This window comes from Streptomyces sp. NPDC101393 (assembly GCF_044767385.1).
Classification (GTDB): Bacteria; Actinomycetota; Actinomycetes; order Streptomycetales; family Streptomycetaceae; genus Streptomyces.
The window spans coordinates 516,100-534,638 of the sequence record NZ_JBIWNU010000007.1 but is presented as its reverse complement, the minus strand read 5'-3'; the positions used below and the strand labels follow the sequence as shown (position 1 = coordinate 534,638).

The 18,539-nt window shown below is 74.3% G+C and carries 18 protein-coding genes; 14 read left to right on the top strand and 4 right to left on the bottom strand.

Annotated elements, in window-relative coordinates; genetic code table 11:
• Positions 1-71 precede the first annotated feature (71 nt).
• Together ACIRQ7_RS24730 and ACIRQ7_RS24725 are read left to right on the top strand one after the other, a co-directional pair.
• The gene (locus ACIRQ7_RS24730) at positions 72-893 is read left to right on the top strand and encodes an amino acid ABC transporter permease (protein WP_404264963.1); all 822 of its coding nucleotides are present in this window, start codon (positions 72-74) and stop codon (positions 891-893) included.
• The gene (locus ACIRQ7_RS24725) at positions 890-1,705 is read left to right on the top strand and encodes an amino acid ABC transporter ATP-binding protein (protein ID WP_404264933.1); all 816 of its coding nucleotides are present in this window, start codon (positions 890-892) and stop codon (positions 1,703-1,705) included. The genes ACIRQ7_RS24730 and ACIRQ7_RS24725 overlap by 4 nt, the downstream gene beginning before the upstream one ends.
• 45 nt (positions 1,706-1,750) lie before the next feature.
• Here ACIRQ7_RS24725 and ACIRQ7_RS24720 read toward each other — a convergent pair whose 3' ends face one another.
• Positions 1,751-2,287, bottom strand: coding sequence for a GNAT family N-acetyltransferase (locus ACIRQ7_RS24720; protein ID WP_403674634.1), 537 nt, complete (start codon positions 2,285-2,287; stop codon positions 1,751-1,753).
• Between the two features lie 217 nt (positions 2,288-2,504).
• Here ACIRQ7_RS24720 and ACIRQ7_RS24715 point away from each other — a divergent pair, with 217 nt between their 5' ends.
• The 5 genes from ACIRQ7_RS24715 to ACIRQ7_RS24695 all read left to right on the top strand — a co-directional run bounded on the left by ACIRQ7_RS24715 (position 2,505) and on the right by ACIRQ7_RS24695 (position 6,365).
• Positions 2,505-2,891, top strand: coding sequence for a VOC family protein (locus tag ACIRQ7_RS24715; protein ID WP_404264932.1), 387 nt, complete (start codon positions 2,505-2,507; stop codon positions 2,889-2,891).
• Between the two features lie 196 nt (positions 2,892-3,087).
• Positions 3,088-3,681, top strand: a complete 594-nt coding sequence (locus tag ACIRQ7_RS24710) for a DUF5134 domain-containing protein (RefSeq protein ID WP_404264931.1) — start codon at positions 3,088-3,090, stop codon at positions 3,679-3,681.
• Between the two features lie 148 nt (positions 3,682-3,829).
• Positions 3,830-4,765, top strand: a complete 936-nt coding sequence (locus tag ACIRQ7_RS24705; protein ID WP_404264930.1) for a M56 family metallopeptidase — start codon at positions 3,830-3,832, stop codon at positions 4,763-4,765.
• A gap of 87 nt (positions 4,766-4,852) precedes the next feature.
• A complete protein-coding gene (locus tag ACIRQ7_RS24700) occupies positions 4,853-5,614 on the top strand; it encodes a phosphatase PAP2 family protein (RefSeq protein WP_404264929.1) in 762 nt (253 codons plus the stop codon).
• 40 nt (positions 5,615-5,654) lie between these two features.
• Positions 5,655-6,365, top strand: coding sequence for an HAD family hydrolase (locus tag ACIRQ7_RS24695; RefSeq protein ID WP_404264928.1), 711 nt, complete (start codon positions 5,655-5,657; stop codon positions 6,363-6,365).
• Between the two features lie 23 nt (positions 6,366-6,388).
• On the opposite strand, the gene ACIRQ7_RS24690 is transcribed toward ACIRQ7_RS24695, so the two are convergent.
• Positions 6,389-6,940 carry an HAD domain-containing protein gene (locus tag ACIRQ7_RS24690; RefSeq protein ID WP_404264927.1) on the bottom strand — a complete coding sequence of 184 codons (552 nt, stop codon included), beginning with the start codon at positions 6,938-6,940 and terminating at the stop codon, positions 6,389-6,391.
• Positions 6,941-7,108: 168 nt separating this feature from the next.
• Between ACIRQ7_RS24690 and ACIRQ7_RS24685 the strand changes: the two genes are divergently transcribed.
• From ACIRQ7_RS24685 to ACIRQ7_RS24660, 6 genes are all read left to right on the top strand, one after another.
• Positions 7,109-7,882 (top strand): SDR family NAD(P)-dependent oxidoreductase, encoded by a 774-nt coding sequence (locus tag ACIRQ7_RS24685; RefSeq protein WP_404264926.1) that lies wholly within the window; start codon positions 7,109-7,111, stop codon positions 7,880-7,882.
• A 171-nt stretch (positions 7,883-8,053) separates the two neighbouring features.
• Positions 8,054-9,211 carry an acyl-CoA dehydrogenase family protein gene (locus ACIRQ7_RS24680; RefSeq protein ID WP_404264925.1) on the top strand — a complete coding sequence of 386 codons (1,158 nt, stop codon included), beginning with the start codon at positions 8,054-8,056 and terminating at the stop codon, positions 9,209-9,211.
• 32 nt (positions 9,212-9,243) lie between these two features.
• Complete coding sequence (locus tag ACIRQ7_RS24675) at positions 9,244-10,881, top strand: 5-guanidino-2-oxopentanoate decarboxylase (RefSeq protein WP_404264924.1); 1,638 nt, start codon at positions 9,244-9,246, stop codon at positions 10,879-10,881.
• A complete protein-coding gene (locus ACIRQ7_RS24670; protein ID WP_404264923.1) occupies positions 10,878-12,065 on the top strand; it encodes a Glu/Leu/Phe/Val dehydrogenase dimerization domain-containing protein in 1,188 nt (395 codons plus the stop codon). The genes ACIRQ7_RS24675 and ACIRQ7_RS24670 overlap by 4 nt, the downstream gene beginning before the upstream one ends.
• The gene (locus ACIRQ7_RS24665; protein WP_404264922.1) at positions 12,062-14,134 is read left to right on the top strand and encodes an acetate--CoA ligase family protein; all 2,073 of its coding nucleotides are present in this window, start codon (positions 12,062-12,064) and stop codon (positions 14,132-14,134) included. Before ACIRQ7_RS24670 ends, ACIRQ7_RS24665 begins: the two co-directional genes overlap by 4 nt.
• A 121-nt stretch (positions 14,135-14,255) precedes the next feature.
• Positions 14,256-15,095 carry a hypothetical protein gene (locus ACIRQ7_RS24660; RefSeq protein WP_404264921.1) on the top strand — a complete coding sequence of 280 codons (840 nt, stop codon included), beginning with the start codon at positions 14,256-14,258 and terminating at the stop codon, positions 15,093-15,095.
• 133 nt (positions 15,096-15,228) lie between these two features.
• Here ACIRQ7_RS24660 and ACIRQ7_RS24655 read toward each other — a convergent pair whose 3' ends face one another.
• Positions 15,229-15,768 (bottom strand): GNAT family N-acetyltransferase, encoded by a 540-nt coding sequence (locus ACIRQ7_RS24655; protein ID WP_404264920.1) that lies wholly within the window; start codon positions 15,766-15,768, stop codon positions 15,229-15,231.
• A 275-nt stretch (positions 15,769-16,043) separates the two neighbouring features.
• Positions 16,044-17,717, bottom strand: coding sequence for an APC family permease (locus tag ACIRQ7_RS24650; protein ID WP_404264919.1), 1,674 nt, complete (start codon positions 17,715-17,717; stop codon positions 16,044-16,046).
• Between the two features lie 194 nt (positions 17,718-17,911).
• Between ACIRQ7_RS24650 and ACIRQ7_RS24645 the strand changes: the two genes are divergently transcribed.
• Positions 17,912-18,514 carry a TetR/AcrR family transcriptional regulator gene (locus ACIRQ7_RS24645; protein WP_404264918.1) on the top strand — a complete coding sequence of 201 codons (603 nt, stop codon included), beginning with the start codon at positions 17,912-17,914 and terminating at the stop codon, positions 18,512-18,514.
• The last annotated feature ends 25 nt before the right edge of the window (positions 18,515-18,539 follow it).

Below are 18,539 nucleotides of genomic sequence, written 5' to 3'. Positions count from 1 at the left end.
AGCGGGAGCCTGGCGGCGCGGCCGCAGCGGACGGGCCGGCCGGCGACGGGTACGTCCCCTCGCAGCGGCGGATCGAGCGGGAGCGCTACAAGCGGGCCCGTACCCGCCGCGCCACCGCCGTCGCCGCGCTCAGCACGCTCGTCACCGCCGGGCTCCTCTATGCCGTCATCACCGGCTCGCCCGGCTGGCAGCGCACCCGCGAAACCTTCTTCAGCGCCGACTACGCCCGCCAGGCGCTGCCGAAGGTGCTGGAGGGGCTGCTGCTGAATCTGCGGCTGCTGGTGTTGTGCGGAGCGGCGGTGCTGGTGATCGGGATGCTGCTGGCGGTGGCCCGGACGCTGCGCGGCCCGGTGTTCTTCCCGCTGCGCGCGCTGGCCACCGCCTACACCGACTTCTTCCGCGGACTGCCGCTGATCATCTGCCTGTTGATGGTGGTCTTCGGCGTCCCCGCGCTGCGCCTCCAGGGCGTGACCACCGATCCGGTGGTGCTGGGCGGCTCCGCGCTGGTGCTGACGTACTCGGCGTATGTGGCCGAGGTCTTCCGGGCCGGCATCGAGTCCGTCCACCCCAGCCAGCGGGCCGCGGCCCGGTCCCTGGGGCTCTCCAGCGGGCAGGCGCTGCGGTTCGTGATCCTGCCGCAGGCGGTGCGGCGAGTGGTGCCGCCGCTGCTCAACGACCTGGTGTCGCTGCAGAAGGACACCGGGCTGGTCTCCATCGCGGGCGCGGTCGACGCGGTCTACGCGGCGCAGATCATCGCCGGCAAGGACTTCAACTACACGCCGTACGTCGTCGCCGGTCTCGTCTTCGTCGCGCTGACCATCCCGATGACCCGCTTCACCGACTGGGTCACCGCCCGGATGGACCGCCGGCGCGCCCAGGGAGGCACCGTATGAGGAGGACGAAGAGCGGCGACGGGGCCGCGGCCGGGACTATCGCCGACCGGACCCCGGCGCCCGACGGCGGTCCGGTGCTGCGGCTGGAGGCGGTCCGCAAGACCTACGGGCGCACCGTCGTCCTGCGGGACGTGGCCCTGGAGGTACCGCCGCACACCGTCACCGCGCTGATCGGCGCCTCCGGGTCCGGCAAGTCCACCTTGCTGCGCTGCGCGAATCTGCTGGAGGAGATCGACGACGGTGCGATCTTCCTGGACGGCGCGGAGATCACCGACCCCCGGGTGGACGCGGACGCGGTGCGCCGCCGGATCGGCGTGGTGTTCCAGGCGTACAACCTCTTCCCGCACATGACCGTGCTGGAGAACGTCACGCTGGCGCCGCGACGGGTGCACGGCCTGCCGCGCGCCGAGGCGGAGGCGCGGGCCCGGGAGCTGCTGGAGCGGCTGGGACTCGGCGGCCGGTCCGGCGCCTACCCGGACCGGCTCAGCGGCGGCCAGCAGCAGCGGGTCGCGATCGTCCGCGCGCTGGCGGTGCGGCCCCGGCTGCTGCTGCTCGACGAGATCACCGCGGCGCTCGATCCGGAGCTGGTCGGCGAGGTGCTGGGGGTCGTCCGGGACCTCAAGGAGGAGGGCATGACGATGGTCATCGCCACCCACGAGATGAGCTTCGCGCGCGAGGTCGCCGACCAGGTCTGCTTCCTGGACGGCGGGGTGGTCCTGGAGCGCGGCGCCCCCGAGCAGGTCTTCGGGGACCCGCAGCAGGAGCGCACGGGGCGGTTCCTGGAGCGGATCATCCGGGCGGGGCGGCTGTGAGGGCGCCGGGCCGCCGGGGAGCGGCCGGACCCGGGCCCGCGGCGGTCAGCCGCCGAGCGGCTTGACCAGCAGCTCGAACTCCAGGTCGTCGCGCTGCGGGATGCCGAACCGCTCGTCGCCGTACGGGAACGGGGTGAGCTGCCCGGTGCGGCGGTAGCCGCGGCGCTCGTACCAGGCGATCAGTTCCTCGCGCTGGCGTATGACCGTCATCCGCATCTCGGTCGCGCCCCAGGCGTCCCGCGCCGTCCGCTCCGCCTCCGCGATGATCACCTTGCCGAGCCCGCCGCCCTGCAGCGTGGGCCGTACCGCGAACATCCCGAAGTAGGCGTGGTCACCGCGGTGTTCGAGCTGGCAGCAGGCGATCAGCTCGCCGTCGCGTTCGGCGATCAGCAGCCGGCCGGACTCGTTGGCCACCACGGCCGCGACGCCGTCCGGGTCGGTGCGCTGCCCCTCCAGCAGGTCCGCCTCCGTCGTCCAGCCGCCCCGGCTGGTGTCCCCGCGGTACGCCGATTCGATGAGCGCGACGAGCCCGGGGACATCGGTGCCGGTGGCGGAGCGGAAGGTCAGCTGGCTGGTGGGCATGGTGCGCGGGGTCCTCTCGGGCGGGCGAACGGCAGCGGCCGGCGGAGCCGGATGACGGCGGGCGGCCTGCTGGTACGGAGGCTAACAAGACCCGGTCGGGTGATGTCAGGGCCGAGGAAGTCCCGGCTCACCGGCACCGGGCGGCGCCGTGACGCGATCCGGCCGGGCCCGGCCGGGGGCCCACACCGTCACGGCCGCGCGGCGTAGGGTCCGTCGCATGGTGCAGGTACTGAGCAGCAGGGTGTTGGTGCGGCCGGCCGATCCCGAGCGGTCACGCGCGTTCTACGGCGAGGCGCTGGGGCTGGAGATCTACCGGGAGTTCGGTACGGGGCCCGAACGCGGCACCGTCTACTTCCTCGGCGGCGGTTTCCTGGAGGTCTCCGGGCGGGCGGCCGAACCCGCCGGTGACACGCTCCGGCTGTGGCTCCAGGTCCCGGACGCCGCGGCGGCGCACGCGGAGCTGGTGGCCCGGGGCGTGCCGGTGCTGCGGCCGCCGGTGCGGGAGCCGTGGGGGCTGATCGAGATGTGGATCGCCGACCCCGACGGCCACCGGATCGTGCTGACGGAGGTCCCGGCGGACCACCCGCTGCGCTACCGCCCCTGACGGCCGCCTCCGGCCCCCTCCCCCCGCCGGACCGCTGGGGCCCGGCCCGCCGCGCGCCACGCGTGCTCCCTGAGTGCTCCGGTGCGCTCCCGTGTGCGCAGCCGGGCGTGGGCAGTCTCGCGTCGTACGGGATCGGCGCCCCGTGCGGCTGCGGAGTGCCCGCGGCACGCAGGACGGGCGCGTGGGGAGGTGCTCCGTGCACGGACCGCCGTGGGTCGGCTGGCTGCTGGTGCTGTTGTGCGTGGCGACGGGCGGGTACTGCCTGTCGCGGGTGCGTACGGGCACCGTCGCACAGCGGGTGGAGGCGCGTGGCGAGGCGCTGATGGGGCTGGGGATGGCGGTCATGGCGGTGCCCTCGTCGGCCGTGCCCATGCCGCCGTGGTCGGCCTGGGCGTTCGCCGGTGTCTTCGGGGCGGCGGGCCTGTGGGCGCTGGCGCACCGCCATCCGCACCATCTGGTGGGCTCCGCCGCGATGGTCCACATGGCGCTGGCCATGGCGGCGATGACGGCGGTGCCGGCCGCCGCATCCGCCGGCCCGGCCGGTCATGCCGCGCACTCCGGCCACACCGGGACGGGCGGACTGCCCCTGCTGACCGGGCTGCTGCTCGCGTACTACACCGTTTTCGTCCTCGTCGCCGGCATCCGGCTGGTGCCGGCGGGGCCGGTACGGGCCGCGGGGAGCGGGCCGGCGGGCGCTCTCGCGGCGGGCCGCGGGGTGCGCCGGGAGGTGCTCGGCGCCTGCCGGGTGGCGATGGGCATCGGCATGTTCGCGATGCTGCTGACGCTCTGAGCTGCCGGGGCGTGTCCGCAAGGGGCCGCGAGGCGCCGGCGGCCGCGTGCGGTGGGCGTGGTGGCGGGAGTGGAGGGCTGGAGTGGTATACCTCACTTCCCGCGCCGGACCGTACCAACCGGTAGCCGGGCACTCATAGGCTGACGCCATGATGGTCCCCCTCACGCTGATGATCCTCGGCGTGCTGGCCGCGTCGATGGCGCCGCGGCTGATGGCCCGTTCCGACTGGCCCGACCGCGAACCGGTGCTCGCCCTCTGGGTCTGGCAGTGCGTGGTCGCCGGTGTCCTGCTGTGCTGCGGGCTCGCGATGTCGCTGAGCGCGGCCGCGGCCTGGGAAGCCGTCCGCAGCCCGGTGTTCGGGTTCGCCCCCCGGGTGGTCGTCGAGGCGTACGCGCTCCAGGCCTACGGGCCGTGGGCCGGGGCGCTGGCCCTCCTCCTCGCCGGCGGCGGCGCCTGGACCGCCTTCGTACTGACCCGCGAGGTGCGCGCCGCGCGTGCCCGCCGCCGGCAGCGCCGGGCCGATCTGCTGCGCCGCGCGCCGCTGCTGCCCGGAGAGGAGCCCTCGGGAGAGCGGCTGGTCGTCCTGGAGGGCGATCGGCCGGAGGCCTGGTGGATGAACAGCAACAAGGCCCAACTGGTCGTCACCACCTCGGCGTTGCGGCGCCTGAAAGGCCGTCAGCTCGATGCGCTGGTGGCCCACGAGCAGGGCCATGCCCGCGCCCGGCACGACCTCCTGCTCTACTGCGCGGCGGCGCTCGCGGTCGGCTTCCCGCAGATTCCGGTGTTCGCGGCCTTCCGCGACCAGGTGCACCGACTGGTCGAACTCGCCGCCGACGACGCGGCGTCGCGCCGCTTCGGCCGGCTGACCATCGCGCTGGCACTGGTCGAACTCAACGAGGACCGCGGGGTGTTCGGGCCCTGCCCGAGCCAACTCGCCGAGGTGCCGCAGCGGGTGGACCGGCTGCTGGCGCCCGGCCGCCGCTTCACCCCCGGCCGTCGGCTGCGGATGACGGCCTGCGCCGCGCTGGTGCCGGCCGTGCCGCTGCTGGTGACCTTCGTTCCGGGGCTCAGCGCGCTGACGTAACGCCCCGGGTCGCGGCCTTCGGGCCCGTGACCCGCAGCAGCCCGTGTCCCATGGATTGAGTCGCGCCGGATCGGCGAGGATCACCTCATGGCACCGACGCCGCACCCCACCGCCCGTACGGCCGACGACGAGACCGCCACCGCCGCCGGCACCTCGGCGCGCCCCGCGCCCGTGGCCCCGTCCGCCGCCCCTGCCCTCGGCTCCGCCGCACTCGCCGCGCTCGCCACCGCACTCGCGGCCCTGCTCCTCGTCCTCGTCGTCACGCGCTGGGGCCCGCTGATGACCCTGGACACGGCGCTCACCGACCGGCTGCACCGGACGGCCGTCGCCGAACCCGGTTGGACCCAGGCCAACCGGGTGCTCAGCGACTGGGTGTGGGACCCCTGGGCGATGCGCGCCCTGCTGGCCGCGGTGGTGTGCCGGCTCGTGCTGCGCGGCCAACGACGGCTCGGGATCTGGGTGGCGGCCACCGCGCTCACCGGAACGCTGCTGCAGCAGGCCGTGAAGGTCGCGGTCGGCAGGGAACGCCCCGTGTGGCCGGATCCGGTGGACTCGGCGCACTACGCGGCCTTCCCCTCCGGGCACGCGATGTCGGTACTGGTCGCGGGCGCCCTGGTGTGCTGGCTGCTGTGGCTGCACGGAGCGCGCCCGCTGTGGCGGTGGGCGGCCGGGACGGCGGTGGTGGTCTCGACCGTCGGGGTCGGCGTCACCCGGGTGTATCTGGGCGTGCACTGGCCGTCGGACGTCCTCGGCGGCTGGCTGCTGGGCTGTGCGCTGGTGTCAGGGGCGGCAGCGGCGTACGCGGCATCCGCCCGGCGGCGGGTGACGCGCAGCGGCCCGGCGGGCTGACGGGAGGGCTCCGCACGGGCATTCGGGGCAGGATGTCGGCATGACCACGATCAAACCCACGATCAAGGGTGTGCTGTTCGACTTCTCCGGAACCCTGCTGCGGATCGAGTCCGCCGGATCCTGGCTGCGCGCGTCCCTCGCGGCGACCGGCACGGCCATGAGCGCGGCCGAGACCGACCGGACCGCCGCCGCGCTGGAGGGTGCGGGCGCACTGCCCGGCGGGTCCGTGCCCGACCGGATCCCCGCCCGACTTGCGGACCTGTGGGCGAACCGCGACCGCGACTCCGCCCGGCACCGCGCCCTCTACACCGGCCTCGCCCGTCAAGTGCCGCTCCCTGCGGCCGAGTTGTACGAGGCGCTCTATGAGCGTCACAGGACGCCGGAAGCCTGGCACCCCTATCCGGACGCGTCGGAGGTGCTGGCGGAACTGCACCGGCGCGGCATCCGCCTGGGCGTGGTGAGCAATATCGGCTGGGATCTGCGTCCGGTGCTGCACGCGCACGGTCTCGACCGCCACCTGGACGGGTGTGTGCTCTCCTGCGAGCACGGCATCCAGAAACCGGACCCGCGGCTCTTCGCCCTTGCCTGTGACGGTCTGGGGCTCGCGCCGAACGAGGTCCTCATGGTGGGTGACGACCGTACGGCGGACGGCGGGGCGACGGCGCTGGGCTGCGGCTATCTTCCGGTGGACCCCCTGCCCGTGGCCCTGCGTCCGGACGGGCTGCGGCCGGTGCTGGATCTCGTGGGGTGAATCGGGCCGCCCGGCGCGGCACTTCAGTCCGTCCGCCACCGGCTCCCCCCGCCGGCGCGTCCCGTCCGGCCCGCCGCCCAGTCGCGGAGTACGGCGAAGTCGTCCGGGAGCAGGCCCTTCGCCGGGTCGACGCGATGCGGGAGGGCCTCGCCCCTGTGGTGTCGGGCGATCCAGTGGCGGTCCACCGGGCGGATCTCGTCGTCCACCCAGGCGAAGGGGCGCCCGGCGGCGGACGCGACGAGATGGCGGGTCTTCCAGTGCACGCCGTCCGGGTGCTGGTGATGCATCTGCGGCCATTCGACGGCGGGCAGTTCGGGCAGGCCGAGTACCGGAGCGATCCACCTGTTGGCCTCCGCCTTCCAGGTCGTCGCCCAGACGATCCGGAAGCCCAGCCCCAACAGGAGTGGTCCGTGGCCGGGGTTGAGCCATACCCGCAGGGCCTCGCGCGGCGGCTCCCAGCCGGTGGGCCGCATCCGCAGCGTGGTGTAACCGTCGGGCTGCCGGTGGGGCTCGGCCCTCCACGGATTGAGCGGGCCGTCGACATCGAGGAAGAGGAGCGGTCGCTGATCGGTCACGGACCGATGATGCGCCGCCGGGGCGGTGGGGGCGACCCTCGGGACGGAGACGATTTCCGGCCGGGCGGGTGGCGGCCCCGGTGCGCCGGCAGAAGTGGTCTCACCCGTCGGGAGATCGTCACGAGATCTATCGTGGGCCGCATCCCCGTACCCAGGAGGCTTGGCACCGTGTCCGCGTATCTCGACCAGCTGTTCTCGCTCGCCGGCCGCAAGGCCCTGGTCACCGGGGGGAGTTCCGGTATCGGCCGGGCGATCGCCGAGGCGCTCGGGCGCGCGGGTGCCGAGGTGGTGCTGCTGGCCCGGGGTGCCGAGGCGCTGGATGCCGCCGCCGGTGAGCTGCGGTCCGCGGGCTGTACGGCGGACTGGATCGCCGCCGATCTGGGTGACCGCGAGGCCGTGCGCCGGGGAGCGCAGGAGATGGTCCGGCGCCATGGCGAGCCGGACATCCTGGTCAGTGCGGCGGGCGTCAACCCCCGTCCGCCGATGGACGACCTGACCGACGACGACTGGGATCGCACGCTGGCCGTCAATCTGTCGGCGCCGTTTCTCCTCGGGCAGCGTTTCGGGCCCGCCATGGCGGACCGCGGCTGGGGGCGGATGATCCATATCGCCTCGCAGCAGGCGGTGCGGGCGTTCGGCAACAGCGGGGCCTACGGGGTGTCCAAGGCCGGGCTCGCCGCGCTGACGCGTTCGCAGGCCGAGGCGTGGTCGCGGCACGGGGTCAGCGTCAACGCCCTCGCGCCCGGATTCGTCCGGACCCCGCTGAACGAGGCGGTGTTCGCCGATCCGGTGCGTACCGAGGCGATGGCCCGCCGGACGATGGCGGGGCGCAACGGCGAGTTGGTGGACTTCGCGGCCGCCGCGGTGTTCCTGGCCGGTCCGGGCGCGTCGTATGTGACGGGCCAGACGGTGTTCGTGGACGGCGGCTTCTCGGCCACCTGACGGGCCGAGGGGGCTGCCGCCGGCGCTGAACGATGAGGCAGCAGCCTGCCGTCACCACGCCCACCGGCGTGCGCTCGCCCACCCGTTGACACATCCGTTCCATCCTCCGGATACTGACTCGCGGTTCAGTTATTTGCTCGCCGCGCCGCCCCGTCACGACCTGGAGGCACCGTGTCCGCGCTCCCCTTCGAACTGGTTTTGCCCACCCCGGAGCAGTCCGACATCATCGACCTCACCCGCGCCTTCGCCCGCGACCGGATCCGGCCGCGGGCCCGAGCCGTCGACGAGGCGGACACCGTCACCCCCTGGGACCTGTGGCGGTCCGCCGCCGACATCGGCATCACCGGCTTCATGCTTCCCGAGGAGTACGGAGGCGGCGGTTTCACCGACGTCTTCACCCAGGTCCTGGTCCAGGAAGAGCTGTGCGTCGGCGATCTGGGCATCGGCAATCTGCTGTGTTCGCACGGTTTCTTCGCCGACCCCGTGCTCGCCCTCGGCACCGAGGAGCAGCGCCGCGCCTGGCTCACCCCGCTGACCGGGCCCGACACCCCCATGACGGCGCTCGCCACCACCGAGCCGGGCGCCGGGTCCGACGCCGCCGCCCTCACCACCACCGCGACGGCCACCGGGGGCGGATATCTGCTCAACGGCCAGAAGAGCTGGATCTCCAACGCCGGTGAGGCCGACCGCTATGTCGTGTTCGCCAAGACCGACCCCGCGTTGCGCTCCCGGGGCGTCACCGCCTTCCTGCTCCGCAAGGACACCGAGGGCATGACCTTCGGCGAACCGATGCGCAAGATGGGGCAGCGCGCCATCGTCTGCCGGGAGATCTTCCTCCAGGACGCGTTCGTGCCCGTGGAGAACCGCCTCGGCGCCGAAGGGCAGGGCTTCGGCGGCCTGATGCGTACCTTCGACATCTCGCGCACGGTGCTGGGCGCCGCCGCGACCGGAGTGGCCCGGGCCGCGTACGAGTACGCCCTCGCCTACGCCCGTACCCGCACCCAGTTCGGCAAGCCGGTCATCGAGCACCAGGCCGTCGCCTTCCGGCTCGCCGATATGCGGACCCGGCTGGAGCAGGCCCGGCTGATGACCTGGCGCGCCGCGAAGCGGCTGGACGCCGGGCTGGAGGCTACGGCCGAGGCGGCGATGGCGAAGCTGACGGCGTCGGAGACCGCCGCGTACTGCACCTGGGCCGCCGTCCAGACGCTCGGCGGCTGGGGGTATTCGCGCGAGTACCCGGTCGAGCAGTGGATGCGCGACGCCCGGCTGGAGGAGATCGAGGAAGGCACCTCCGACATCATGCGGCTCGTCATCTCCCGGGGACTGTGATGGCGCCCCCGGTGGCCGCCGGCGCCGTGCCCATGACCGGGGGCGAGGCCCTCGTACGGGCGTTGGCCGCGCAGGGCACCGACCTCGCCTTCGGCATCCCCGGCACCCACAACCTGGAGATCTACCGCCACCTGACGGCCTACCGCATCCGGCACCTCGCGCCGCGGCACGAACAGGGCGCGGGGTACGCCGCCGACGGCTACGCCCGGGTCACCGGCCGGCCCGGTGTCGCGCTCACCACCACCGGCCCGGGGCTGCTCAATATCGCGACGGCGGTGGGCCAGGCCTACTCCGACAGCGTCCCGCTGCTGGTGGTCTCCCCCGGCATGCCGCTGCGCCACCCGCGGATCGCCTCCGGCCTGCTGCACGAAATGCCCAGCCAGACCGGGGCGTTCGGCCATCTCACCGCGTTCAGCCACCGGGTCTCGTCGGTCGGGGAGATCGGGGCCGCCGTCGCCCGCGCGTTCTCGCTGTTCCGCTCGCGGCGCCCCCGACCCGTACACATCGAGGTGCCGCTCGATCTGCTGGATACGGCGGACGACCCGGGGCCGCCGCGTACGGCGCCCGACCAGCTGCCCGCGCGTCCGCGGCCGCAGGAACTCCGTTCGGCGGCCGCGGTGTTGGCACGCGCGCGGCGGCCCGCGCTCGTGCTGGGCGGCGGCGCCCACGGGGCCGGGGCCGAGGCGCTGGCGCTGGCCGAGCGCCTGGACGCGCCGGTGGCCACCACGGCGAACGGCAAGGGCGCCTTCCCGGAGTCCCACCCCCTCGCGCTGGGCGTCCGGCTGCACACCCCGGCCGTCCGGACGTGGCTGGCGGAGAGCGACGCCGTACTGGCCGTCGGCACCGAGCTCGCCGAGGCCGATCTGTGGTCCCCGGCGCCCCCGCTCACCGGCACACTGCTGCGCGCGGACATCGACCCGGCCCAGATGTACGCGACGCTGCCGGCCGGAATTCCGCTGGTCGGTGACGCACAGGAGACGCTGCGCGGGCTGCGGGACGCGCTCGCGACGGCGGGCACCGGGAGCGGTGCCGGCGCGGCGACCGGCGCACGGGCGGTCGCCGCACTGCGGGCCGCGGCGGATGCCGGGGCGGGCCACCGGGACCGGAGCCGGCTCCCGTTCCTCGCGGCGATCCGGTCCGTGCTGCCGCCCGACGCGATCCTCACCTCCGACAGCGCGCAATGCTGCTACTACGGCGCGCTGCCCCATCTGCCCGTCGACCCGCCGGGCCGCTACCTCCACCCCACCGGATTCGGCACCCTCGGCTACGCCCTGCCCGCCGCCATCGGCGCCAAGGCCGGCGAGCCGGGGCGTGCGGTGGTCGCGCTCAGCGGCGACGGCGGGCTGCAGTTCACCGTCCAGGAGCTGGCGACGGCCGTCGCGCTGGGCCTGCCGCTGCCCGTCGTCGTCTTCGACAACGGCGGCTACGGCGAGATCCGCGACGAGATGGCGGCCCGCGGCGACGCTCCGGTGGCCGTCGACCATCCGCCGGTCGACCTGGGTGCGCTCGCCCGCGCGTACGGCGGACACGGCGTCCACGCCGGCACCCCGGCAGCGCTGGCCGACGCCCTGCGCGAGGCGCTGGTGACGCCCGGACCCACCGTCATCACCGTTCCGGAGCCGGCCGCACCCGGCCCGGAGACCGAGCACCCCGAGGAGACCGCCCCATGAGCGCGACCACCGCCCCGCTGATCTCCCTGACCTGGACCGACCACCTCACCGGCCACCGCGGGTACCTCGTCATCGACCGGCTGGTGCGCGGTGTGGCCAGCGGCGGGCTGCGGATGCGCCGGGGCTGCACGCTCGATGAAGTCACCGGGCTCGCCCGCGGCATGACGATGAAGGAAGCGCTGCACCACGACCCCGCCGCCCGCTACATCCCGCTCGGCGGCGCCAAGGGCGGCATCGACTGCGATCCGCACGACCCGGAGGCCTACGGCGTCCTGACCCGCTACCTCCGGGCGATGCGCCCGTACATCGAGCAGTTCTGGACCACCGGGGAGGATCTGGGCCTGACCCAGGACCTGATCGAGGCGGCCGCCGCCGAGGCCGGTCTGGTCTCCTCGATCCAGGCGGTGTATCCGCTGCTGGACGATGAACGGGCCGCCCGGCAGCGCCTCTCCGACGCCTTCGCCGTCGAGGTGGACGGCATCGGACTGGACGAACTGGCCGGCGGCTGCGGGGTCGCCGAGGCGGTCCTGGCGACTCTCGACCGGGCGGGCGTGCCGTACGAAGGCACCCGGGTCGCCCTCCAGGGGCTGGGCACGATGGGCGGGGCCACCGCGCGCTTCCTCGCGCGCGCGGGGCTGCGGATCGTCGCCGTCGCCGATGTGCAGGGCACGGTGGCCCACCCGGACGGGCTGGACGTCGAGCACCTGCTGCGGGGCCGCGACGCGTTCGGCGCCATGGACCGTACGGCGCTGCGCCCCGGCGAGCGCGAGCTGCCGCCGGAGGCCTGGCTCACCGCGGACGCCGACGTACTGATCCCCGCGGCCGTGTCGTATTGCGTGCACACCGGCAACCAGGCCGGGATCACGGCGCGTTGGGTGGTGGAGGCAGCCAATATGCCCGTCGTGCCGGAGGCGGAGCTGCTGCTCGCGGCGCGCGGCATCACGGTCCTGCCGGACGTGGTCGTCAACTCCGCGACGAACGCGTGGTGGTGGTGGACGCTGTTCGGGGACATCGGTGCCGACGCGGACGAGGCGTTCGCGCACATCCGGCGCGCGATGCGGGCGCTGATCGACCGGATGCTGACCCGGGCCGCGGCCGACGCAAGCACCCCGCGCGCCGCCGCGCACGCCCTCGTCGCCGACCGGCTGCCGGAGATCGCCGAGCGCTACGGATGCCACCGGTGAGCGGGGAGCCGCCCGACCCGCCCGGGTGGGGGCCGCTGTTCGACCCGCGCAGTGTCGCCGTCGTCGGGGCGTCCGGCAATCCGGAGAAGTGGGGCTACTGGCTCGCCTCCGGGGCGCTCGCCGGCCGGCACCGCCGCGCCGTCCATCTCGTCGGCAGACGCGGCGGCAGCCTCCGGGGGGTGCCGTTCCTGCCGGGACTCGACGCGCTGCCCGGCCCGCCCGAGCACGTCGTGGTGGCGGTCCCGCCGCACGGGGTCCGGCAGGTGGTGGCCGACGGGGTCGCGGCGGGCGCACGCTGGTTCACCGTCATCACCTCGGGCACCGGGGGCGCGGCCGAGGACCGTGCGCTCGCCGCGACGGCCACCGCACACGGCGCACGGCTGCTCGGCCCCAACTGCATGGGCGTCGTCGACACCGGCAGCGAACTCCGGCTCAGCTGGGGCGACTTCCCCCGGGGGAATGTCGGGATGGTCTCGCAGAGCGGCAACCTGGCACTGGAGACGGCGCGGCTGCTGGCCCGCGCCGGCCAGGGCATCTCGCGCTTCGTCTCGCTGGGCAACCAGGCCGACATCAACGCCGCCGACGCCCTGGAAGCGCTGATCCCGCACCCCGCGACCCGCGTCATCGCGGCGTATGTCGAGGACTTCCGGGACGGCCGGCGGCTGGCCCGGACCCTGCGCGCGGCGCGGGCGGCGGACAAGCCGGTGCTGCTGCTGACCGCGGGGCGCAGCGCGGCCTCCGGGCGGGCGGCCGCGTCCCACACCGGTGCGCTGGTCAGCGCGCCCGCCGTGGTGGCGGCCGTCTGCCGGGACGCGGGTGCGCTGTTGCTGCACAGCGCGGGGGAGCTGGTCGACACGGCCGTCGCCTTGCTGGCGCCCGCGCTGCCACGGGGACGCCGGGTCGCCGTGGCCGGGGACAGCGGCGGGCAGGGCGCGCTGGCGGCGGACGCGCTGGCCGCGCACGGGCTGGAGCTGCCGGGGCTCTCCCCGGACACCGCCACAGCCGTCGCGGCCTGCCTGCCGCCCGGTTCCCCGGCCGGCAATCCCGTGGACCTGGCCGGCGCGGGCGAGGCCGACCTCGCCGGCTACGTCCGTATCAGCGAGGCGCTGCTGGCCGGCGGCGATGCCGACGCGGCCGTGCTGACCGGCTACTTCGGGGACTACGCGACGGCCAACTCCGCCCAGGAGCAGCGCGAGTGCGCGATGGCCGGGCGGCTCGCCGACCTGGTGACGGCGCACGGCCGGCCGCTGCTGGTGCACTCGATGGCCCGGGACACCGCCGCCCTGGCGCTGCTGCGGGAGCGCGGCGTGCCCGTGTACGAGCGCATCGAGCAGGCGGCGGCCGCCCTCGCCCACACACTGCGCTGGCGGGAGAGGCCGGAGCAGCCGCCACCGGACCCGCTGCCGACGGCCCGCGCCGCCCCGCCCGTCGCCGACGGCGGCTACCGCACGATGCGCTCCCTGCTGGCCTCGTACGGGCTGCGCTTTCCCGATGCCGCGTTCGCCGACACCCCGGCCGAGGCGGTGCGGGCGGCCCGCCGCCTCGGCTACCCCCTGGTCCTCAAGGCCATGGGCGCGGCCCACAAGACCGAGGCGGGCGGCGTCGCGCTGGGGATCCGGGACGAGGCCGCGCTGCGTGCCGCGTTCGCCCGGATGCGGGCGGCGACGGGCGCGACGTGCTACGCCGTCGAGGCCATGGCGGAGCCGCCGTACGCGGTCGAGCTGATCGCGGGGGTACAGCACGATCCGGCGTTCGGGCCGGTGGTGCTGGCGGGCATGGGCGGGGTGACCGCCGAGCTGCTGGCCGACACCGCGCTCGCCCTCGCGCCGCTCACCCCGGGCCACGCCCGGCGGCTGCTGCTCTCGCTGCGCGGCGCGCCGCTGCTGACCGGCTGGCGCGGGGCGCCCCCCGTCGACCTGGACGCCGCGGCCGCGGCATTGGTCACCCTGGGTCATATCGCCCTGGAGCACCCGGAGTTGACGGAGATCGAGGTCAATCCGCTGCTCGTCCACCCGGCCGGTGCGCTCGCCCTCGACGCCCATGCCGTACCGGCCCGCACACCGGCCTGACCGTTGGGCGCGACGTCGTTTCCCGGTCCCTTCCTGCCCGAGGTCGCCAGGGACTGTCCCGTGGCCCCCGGCGGGCGCGCTGATCCGCCAGGGATCGCCGGACACCCCTTAGGCTCGGCCGGTGGGTCGAACCGAGGAGCACACCGAGGGCGCGGGACCGTTCATCACCCGGCTGACCTGGCGCCTTGCCGAAGGCGGCACCGCCGTGTGGGAGTCGCGCGCCGCACGCAAACGCGGCACGCTCGCCGTACGGCCCGCCGGGGCCAGCACGAGCGGCGCGCTGCGCGCGGACCCGGTGACGCTCGACCGGCTGCGCGGCCTCAACAACGCCACGGCCGCCTCCTTCACGCTCGGCGGCCTGCTCTTCGCGCTGGGCGCCGCACTCGCGCAGTTCGGGATCGGCGGCCCGTTGGCGAGCGCCGCGGTCTATTTCGCCGGCGGGCTGCTCTTCAGCGTCGGCGGCTATGCCGCACTGCTCCAGGCGATCAACGCGCCGCGCCGGAAGGGCACGGCCGATGCGCTGGTCACGCCCCGCTGGAACCGCTGGAGTTACGAGCCCGGCCGGATCGACTGGCTGAGCACCTTCATCCTCTTCGTGGGGACGCTGGTATTCGGCGTCGATCTGCTGGATTCGTTCCTCCAGGGGCTCACCACCCAGCAGGAGAACCGGCTGGTGTGGGCGCCCGACATGATCGGATGCCTGATGTTCCTGATCTCCGGGCATCTCGCCGTCGTCGAGGTCTGCCACGGGCGGCCCCGCATCCTGGCGCGCGACCTCGGCTGGTGGATCGTCGCGGTCAACCAGCTCGGCTCGGCCCTCTTCATGGTCTCGGCACTGGCCGCCTTCGTCCGCCCCGAGACGGGCAGCCCGGTCAACGTCGACATCGCCAACTGGGGCACCCTCGCCGGTGCTGTGTGTTTCACCGTGGGCGGCGTGCTGCAGAGCTTCGAACGCCCCTGACGACGGACCCCGGGGACACCCGGGAAGGTGCGCTCCGGGCGATCCGACGGGCCGGGCGTCCACCACGGTCCGCCCGACCACGCGACTGCCCGCGACGGCTCCCGTGCCCGCAGGCCGTTTTGCTGTCGCCCCGTCAGGGCAACGGAGCGGCAGCCGCGCCCGCGCCCGCCGCGCGCACCATGAAGACATCGATCGGATCCTGGGCCTCCACCACGAATCCGTGCCGCTCGTAGAGCCGCTGGGCGGCACTGCCCTGCAGGACCTGCAAACGGACGGTCATGCCCCGTGCGTCGGCGCGCTCCAGCAGCGTGCCCAGCACCGCTGATCCGAGCCCCCGGCCCTGGTGGTGCGGGGCGAGGTAGAAGTGCTCCAGCAGCTGCCCGCCGTCGGCCGGCCGGACCGTGACGCATCCTGCGAGTTCGCCCTCGACCATGAGGGTGGCGGTGTGCCGGGCGGAGAAGGAATCGCGCAGCCGCTGCCGCACCCGGTGCTCGTCGTAGCGCCCGAGCCGCTCCAGATCCGCGCGCAGGACCACGGCCCGCAGCTCCGCGATCCTCTCGATGTCCGCCGTCCGCGCCGGACGCAGCGCCCACCCCGGGCCGTGCGCCGGCCCGCTCCGTGCGGGCCACGCCACATCCGACCGTGCCCCGCTCCCCGTCGCCCGCTCATCCATGGCCGCACTATCCCAGCGACCAGCTGTGAGCGGTCATCCAGGGCCCCCGGCCCCGCCCCGCTCGATTCCGGCCCATACCGCTGGATTCCGCCGTGGCTCGCGCGCCGCCTGCTCCCTCCCGACCTCCGTATCGGACGCGTGTCCCGGCAGGTGCAGCGGCCGGCTCCTGCCCACGTGCCCGCCCCGGCCCCTCTGACCGCCCGACTGCGGCAGGAGCGGGACCGGATCACCCACGACCCCGACGAGCTGGACCCCACCGCCCCTGCTCGACCGCGTCATCGCCGCCGTGCCGTATCCGAGGGCCGGGGAGGCGCCGGGTCACCCGCCTGTCCCACCGCCGCACCGGGTGCCACCGCATCGCCCGCCGCCCCGCCCGGCGTACGGCGCATCCGGCGCCGGGCGGGCGTTCCGAGCACGACGAAGAGCAGGCCCACGGCGAGGAAGCAGAGCAGCGGCAGGACCTGGCTGAGGGTGTACTGGAGCCGCGCACCCGCGAAGCTCTCGGGCAGCGACGCGGCGGACGATCCCCCGGTCCCGAACCAGCCGACGCCGAACCCCGGCCAGATCAGCACCACCACCGTGAACGCGACCAGCCCGGTGGTGAGGACGGTGACCGCCCGGACGCCGGCCCGGCCGCCGGGGACGCGGTAGGGGCGGGGCGTGTCCGGGTACTTGCGCCGCAGCACGAGCAGGCTCGGGAAGGTGATCACGTACGAGATGAAGGTGGTGCTGATCGTCAGCCCGAGTCCGGCGGCGAAATACTTCTCGCCGTCGCCATCGGTCAGGTTCAGCGCGACGACCAGCAGGACCGACGCGAGGGCCGCGGAGAGCAGATTGACGCGTACGGGGGTGCCGTGGCGCTCGGAGATCCTGCCCAGCCAGGCGGGGCCCGCGCCGTCCGCGCAGGCGACGGCCTGCGCCCGGTGCGCCCCCATCGCCCAGGTGACGCCGCTGGTCAGCACACCGACGATGAGTCCTGCCGCGGCGATGCTGCCGAGGACGGCCCCGAGGCCGGTGAGGGTGACGGCGCCGCCGGGCCCGATGTGCCCTCCGTAGACGGTGAAGACGGCCTTGCACGCGTCGATGAAGCCGCCGAGGCTGCCGATCCGGTCGCCGGGGAGGACGAAGAGGATGCCGAGGATCGGGCCCCCGTAGAGGACGAGGGAGGCCAGCCCCGAACGGAGGACGGACAGCGGGATATCGCGCTGGGGGTGGGTCATCTCCTCCGCGGCCGTGCTGGGAAGCTCGAATCCGACGTAGTTGAAGATGAGGACGGGCACCAGCGCGACGAACCCGGCGTAGGTGGGGGCGAATTCACCGGCGGGCAGGGGGTGGACGCCGTGCTCGGCCGCGTAGACGATCACCGAGACGAGGAAGAAGCCGAGCAGCACAATCCGGGCGACGGCACCGGCGATGGGCACCCACTTCCCGACCCGGACGGACCGGACGACGGCCAGCGCACCGGCCCAGATGAACGCGAGCCCGGCGGCGTACTTCCACGGGCCCGGCAGCGGCGTGAAGAACTGCTCCCAGGTGGTGAGCGCGATGATGCAGAGACTGCCGCCGAGCCAGACCGGGTTGGAGAGCCAGTACAGCACCTGGTTGACGCCCGCGGTCAGCCGCCCGAAGGCGAGCCGGGTCCACACATAGGGCCCGCCCTGGACGGGGAAGGTCGAGCCGAGTTCGGCGACGAGCAGGCCGTAGGGCAGGAAGAACACCAGCGCGAGGACCGCCATCCAGGTCAGCCCCTGCGGGCCGGCCGCGGCCACCGAGCCGATGGTGTCGAGGCCGACGAGGGTGCAGATCAGGAAGAAGAAGACATCGAGCCTGCGCAGGTCCTTGCGCAGGCGGGAGCGCTGACTGCGCCATCCGTCGGACAGATCGGGGCCGTCGGTTGCGGGGGACGGCGGTGTCGGTGTCACGGGCACGACCTCCTGCTGGCTGCTCACCACGGACTGCTCATCGCTTCCTTGCTGACGGTTCGTCGCTGCCGTTCCTTGCCGGCGGTTCATCCGGCTGTTGACTGAACGAACAGTCAGTAAGAGCAGACTGTGCGGGGCGCCGCACAAGGGGGTCAAGAGGTCGTCACCAGGTTTCGCCCGCGACTGCGACGGCGTGTTCGGCGACTGAGTAGGGTGACGGCGTGGCGAGGGTACGGTTGAGCGTGGAGGAACGGCGCGAGGAACTGCTGCGCGCCGCCGTCGGACAGATCGAGCGGCGCGGCGTCGCGGCCCTGCGGGTGGCCGATGTCGCGGCCGATCTCCAGGTCAGCAACGCCCTGGTGCTCTATCACTTCGCGACCAAGGAGAAACTCGTCGCCGCGGCCTTCCGGTTCGCCGCGGAAGGCGATCTGGCGCATCTCCAGTCACTGCTCGGCCGCAAGGGCAGCGCCCTGCGCAGGCTGCGTGCCGCGGTCCGCTGGTACTCCCCCACCGGGCAGGCCAAGGGCTGGAAACTCTGGATCGAGGGCTGGGCCGCCTCCTTGCGCGAGCCGGTGCTGCGCGAGGTCGCCCAGGACCTCGACCGGCAGTGGAAGGCGGCACTCGCCGAGGTCATCGCCGAGGGCGCCGCGGCGGGTGAGTTCGTGTGCGCCGACCCGGAGGGTGCGGCATGGCGCCTGACCGCCCTCATCGACGGCTTCGCCGTACAGACGATCACCTACGCCGGGGCGCTGCCACGCCGCACCCTGCAGGCCTGGGTCGAGGACGCGCTGACGCGTGAACTCGGCCTGGAGGCCGGTGAGTAGCCGCTCCACGAGCCCGCCGCCTCCC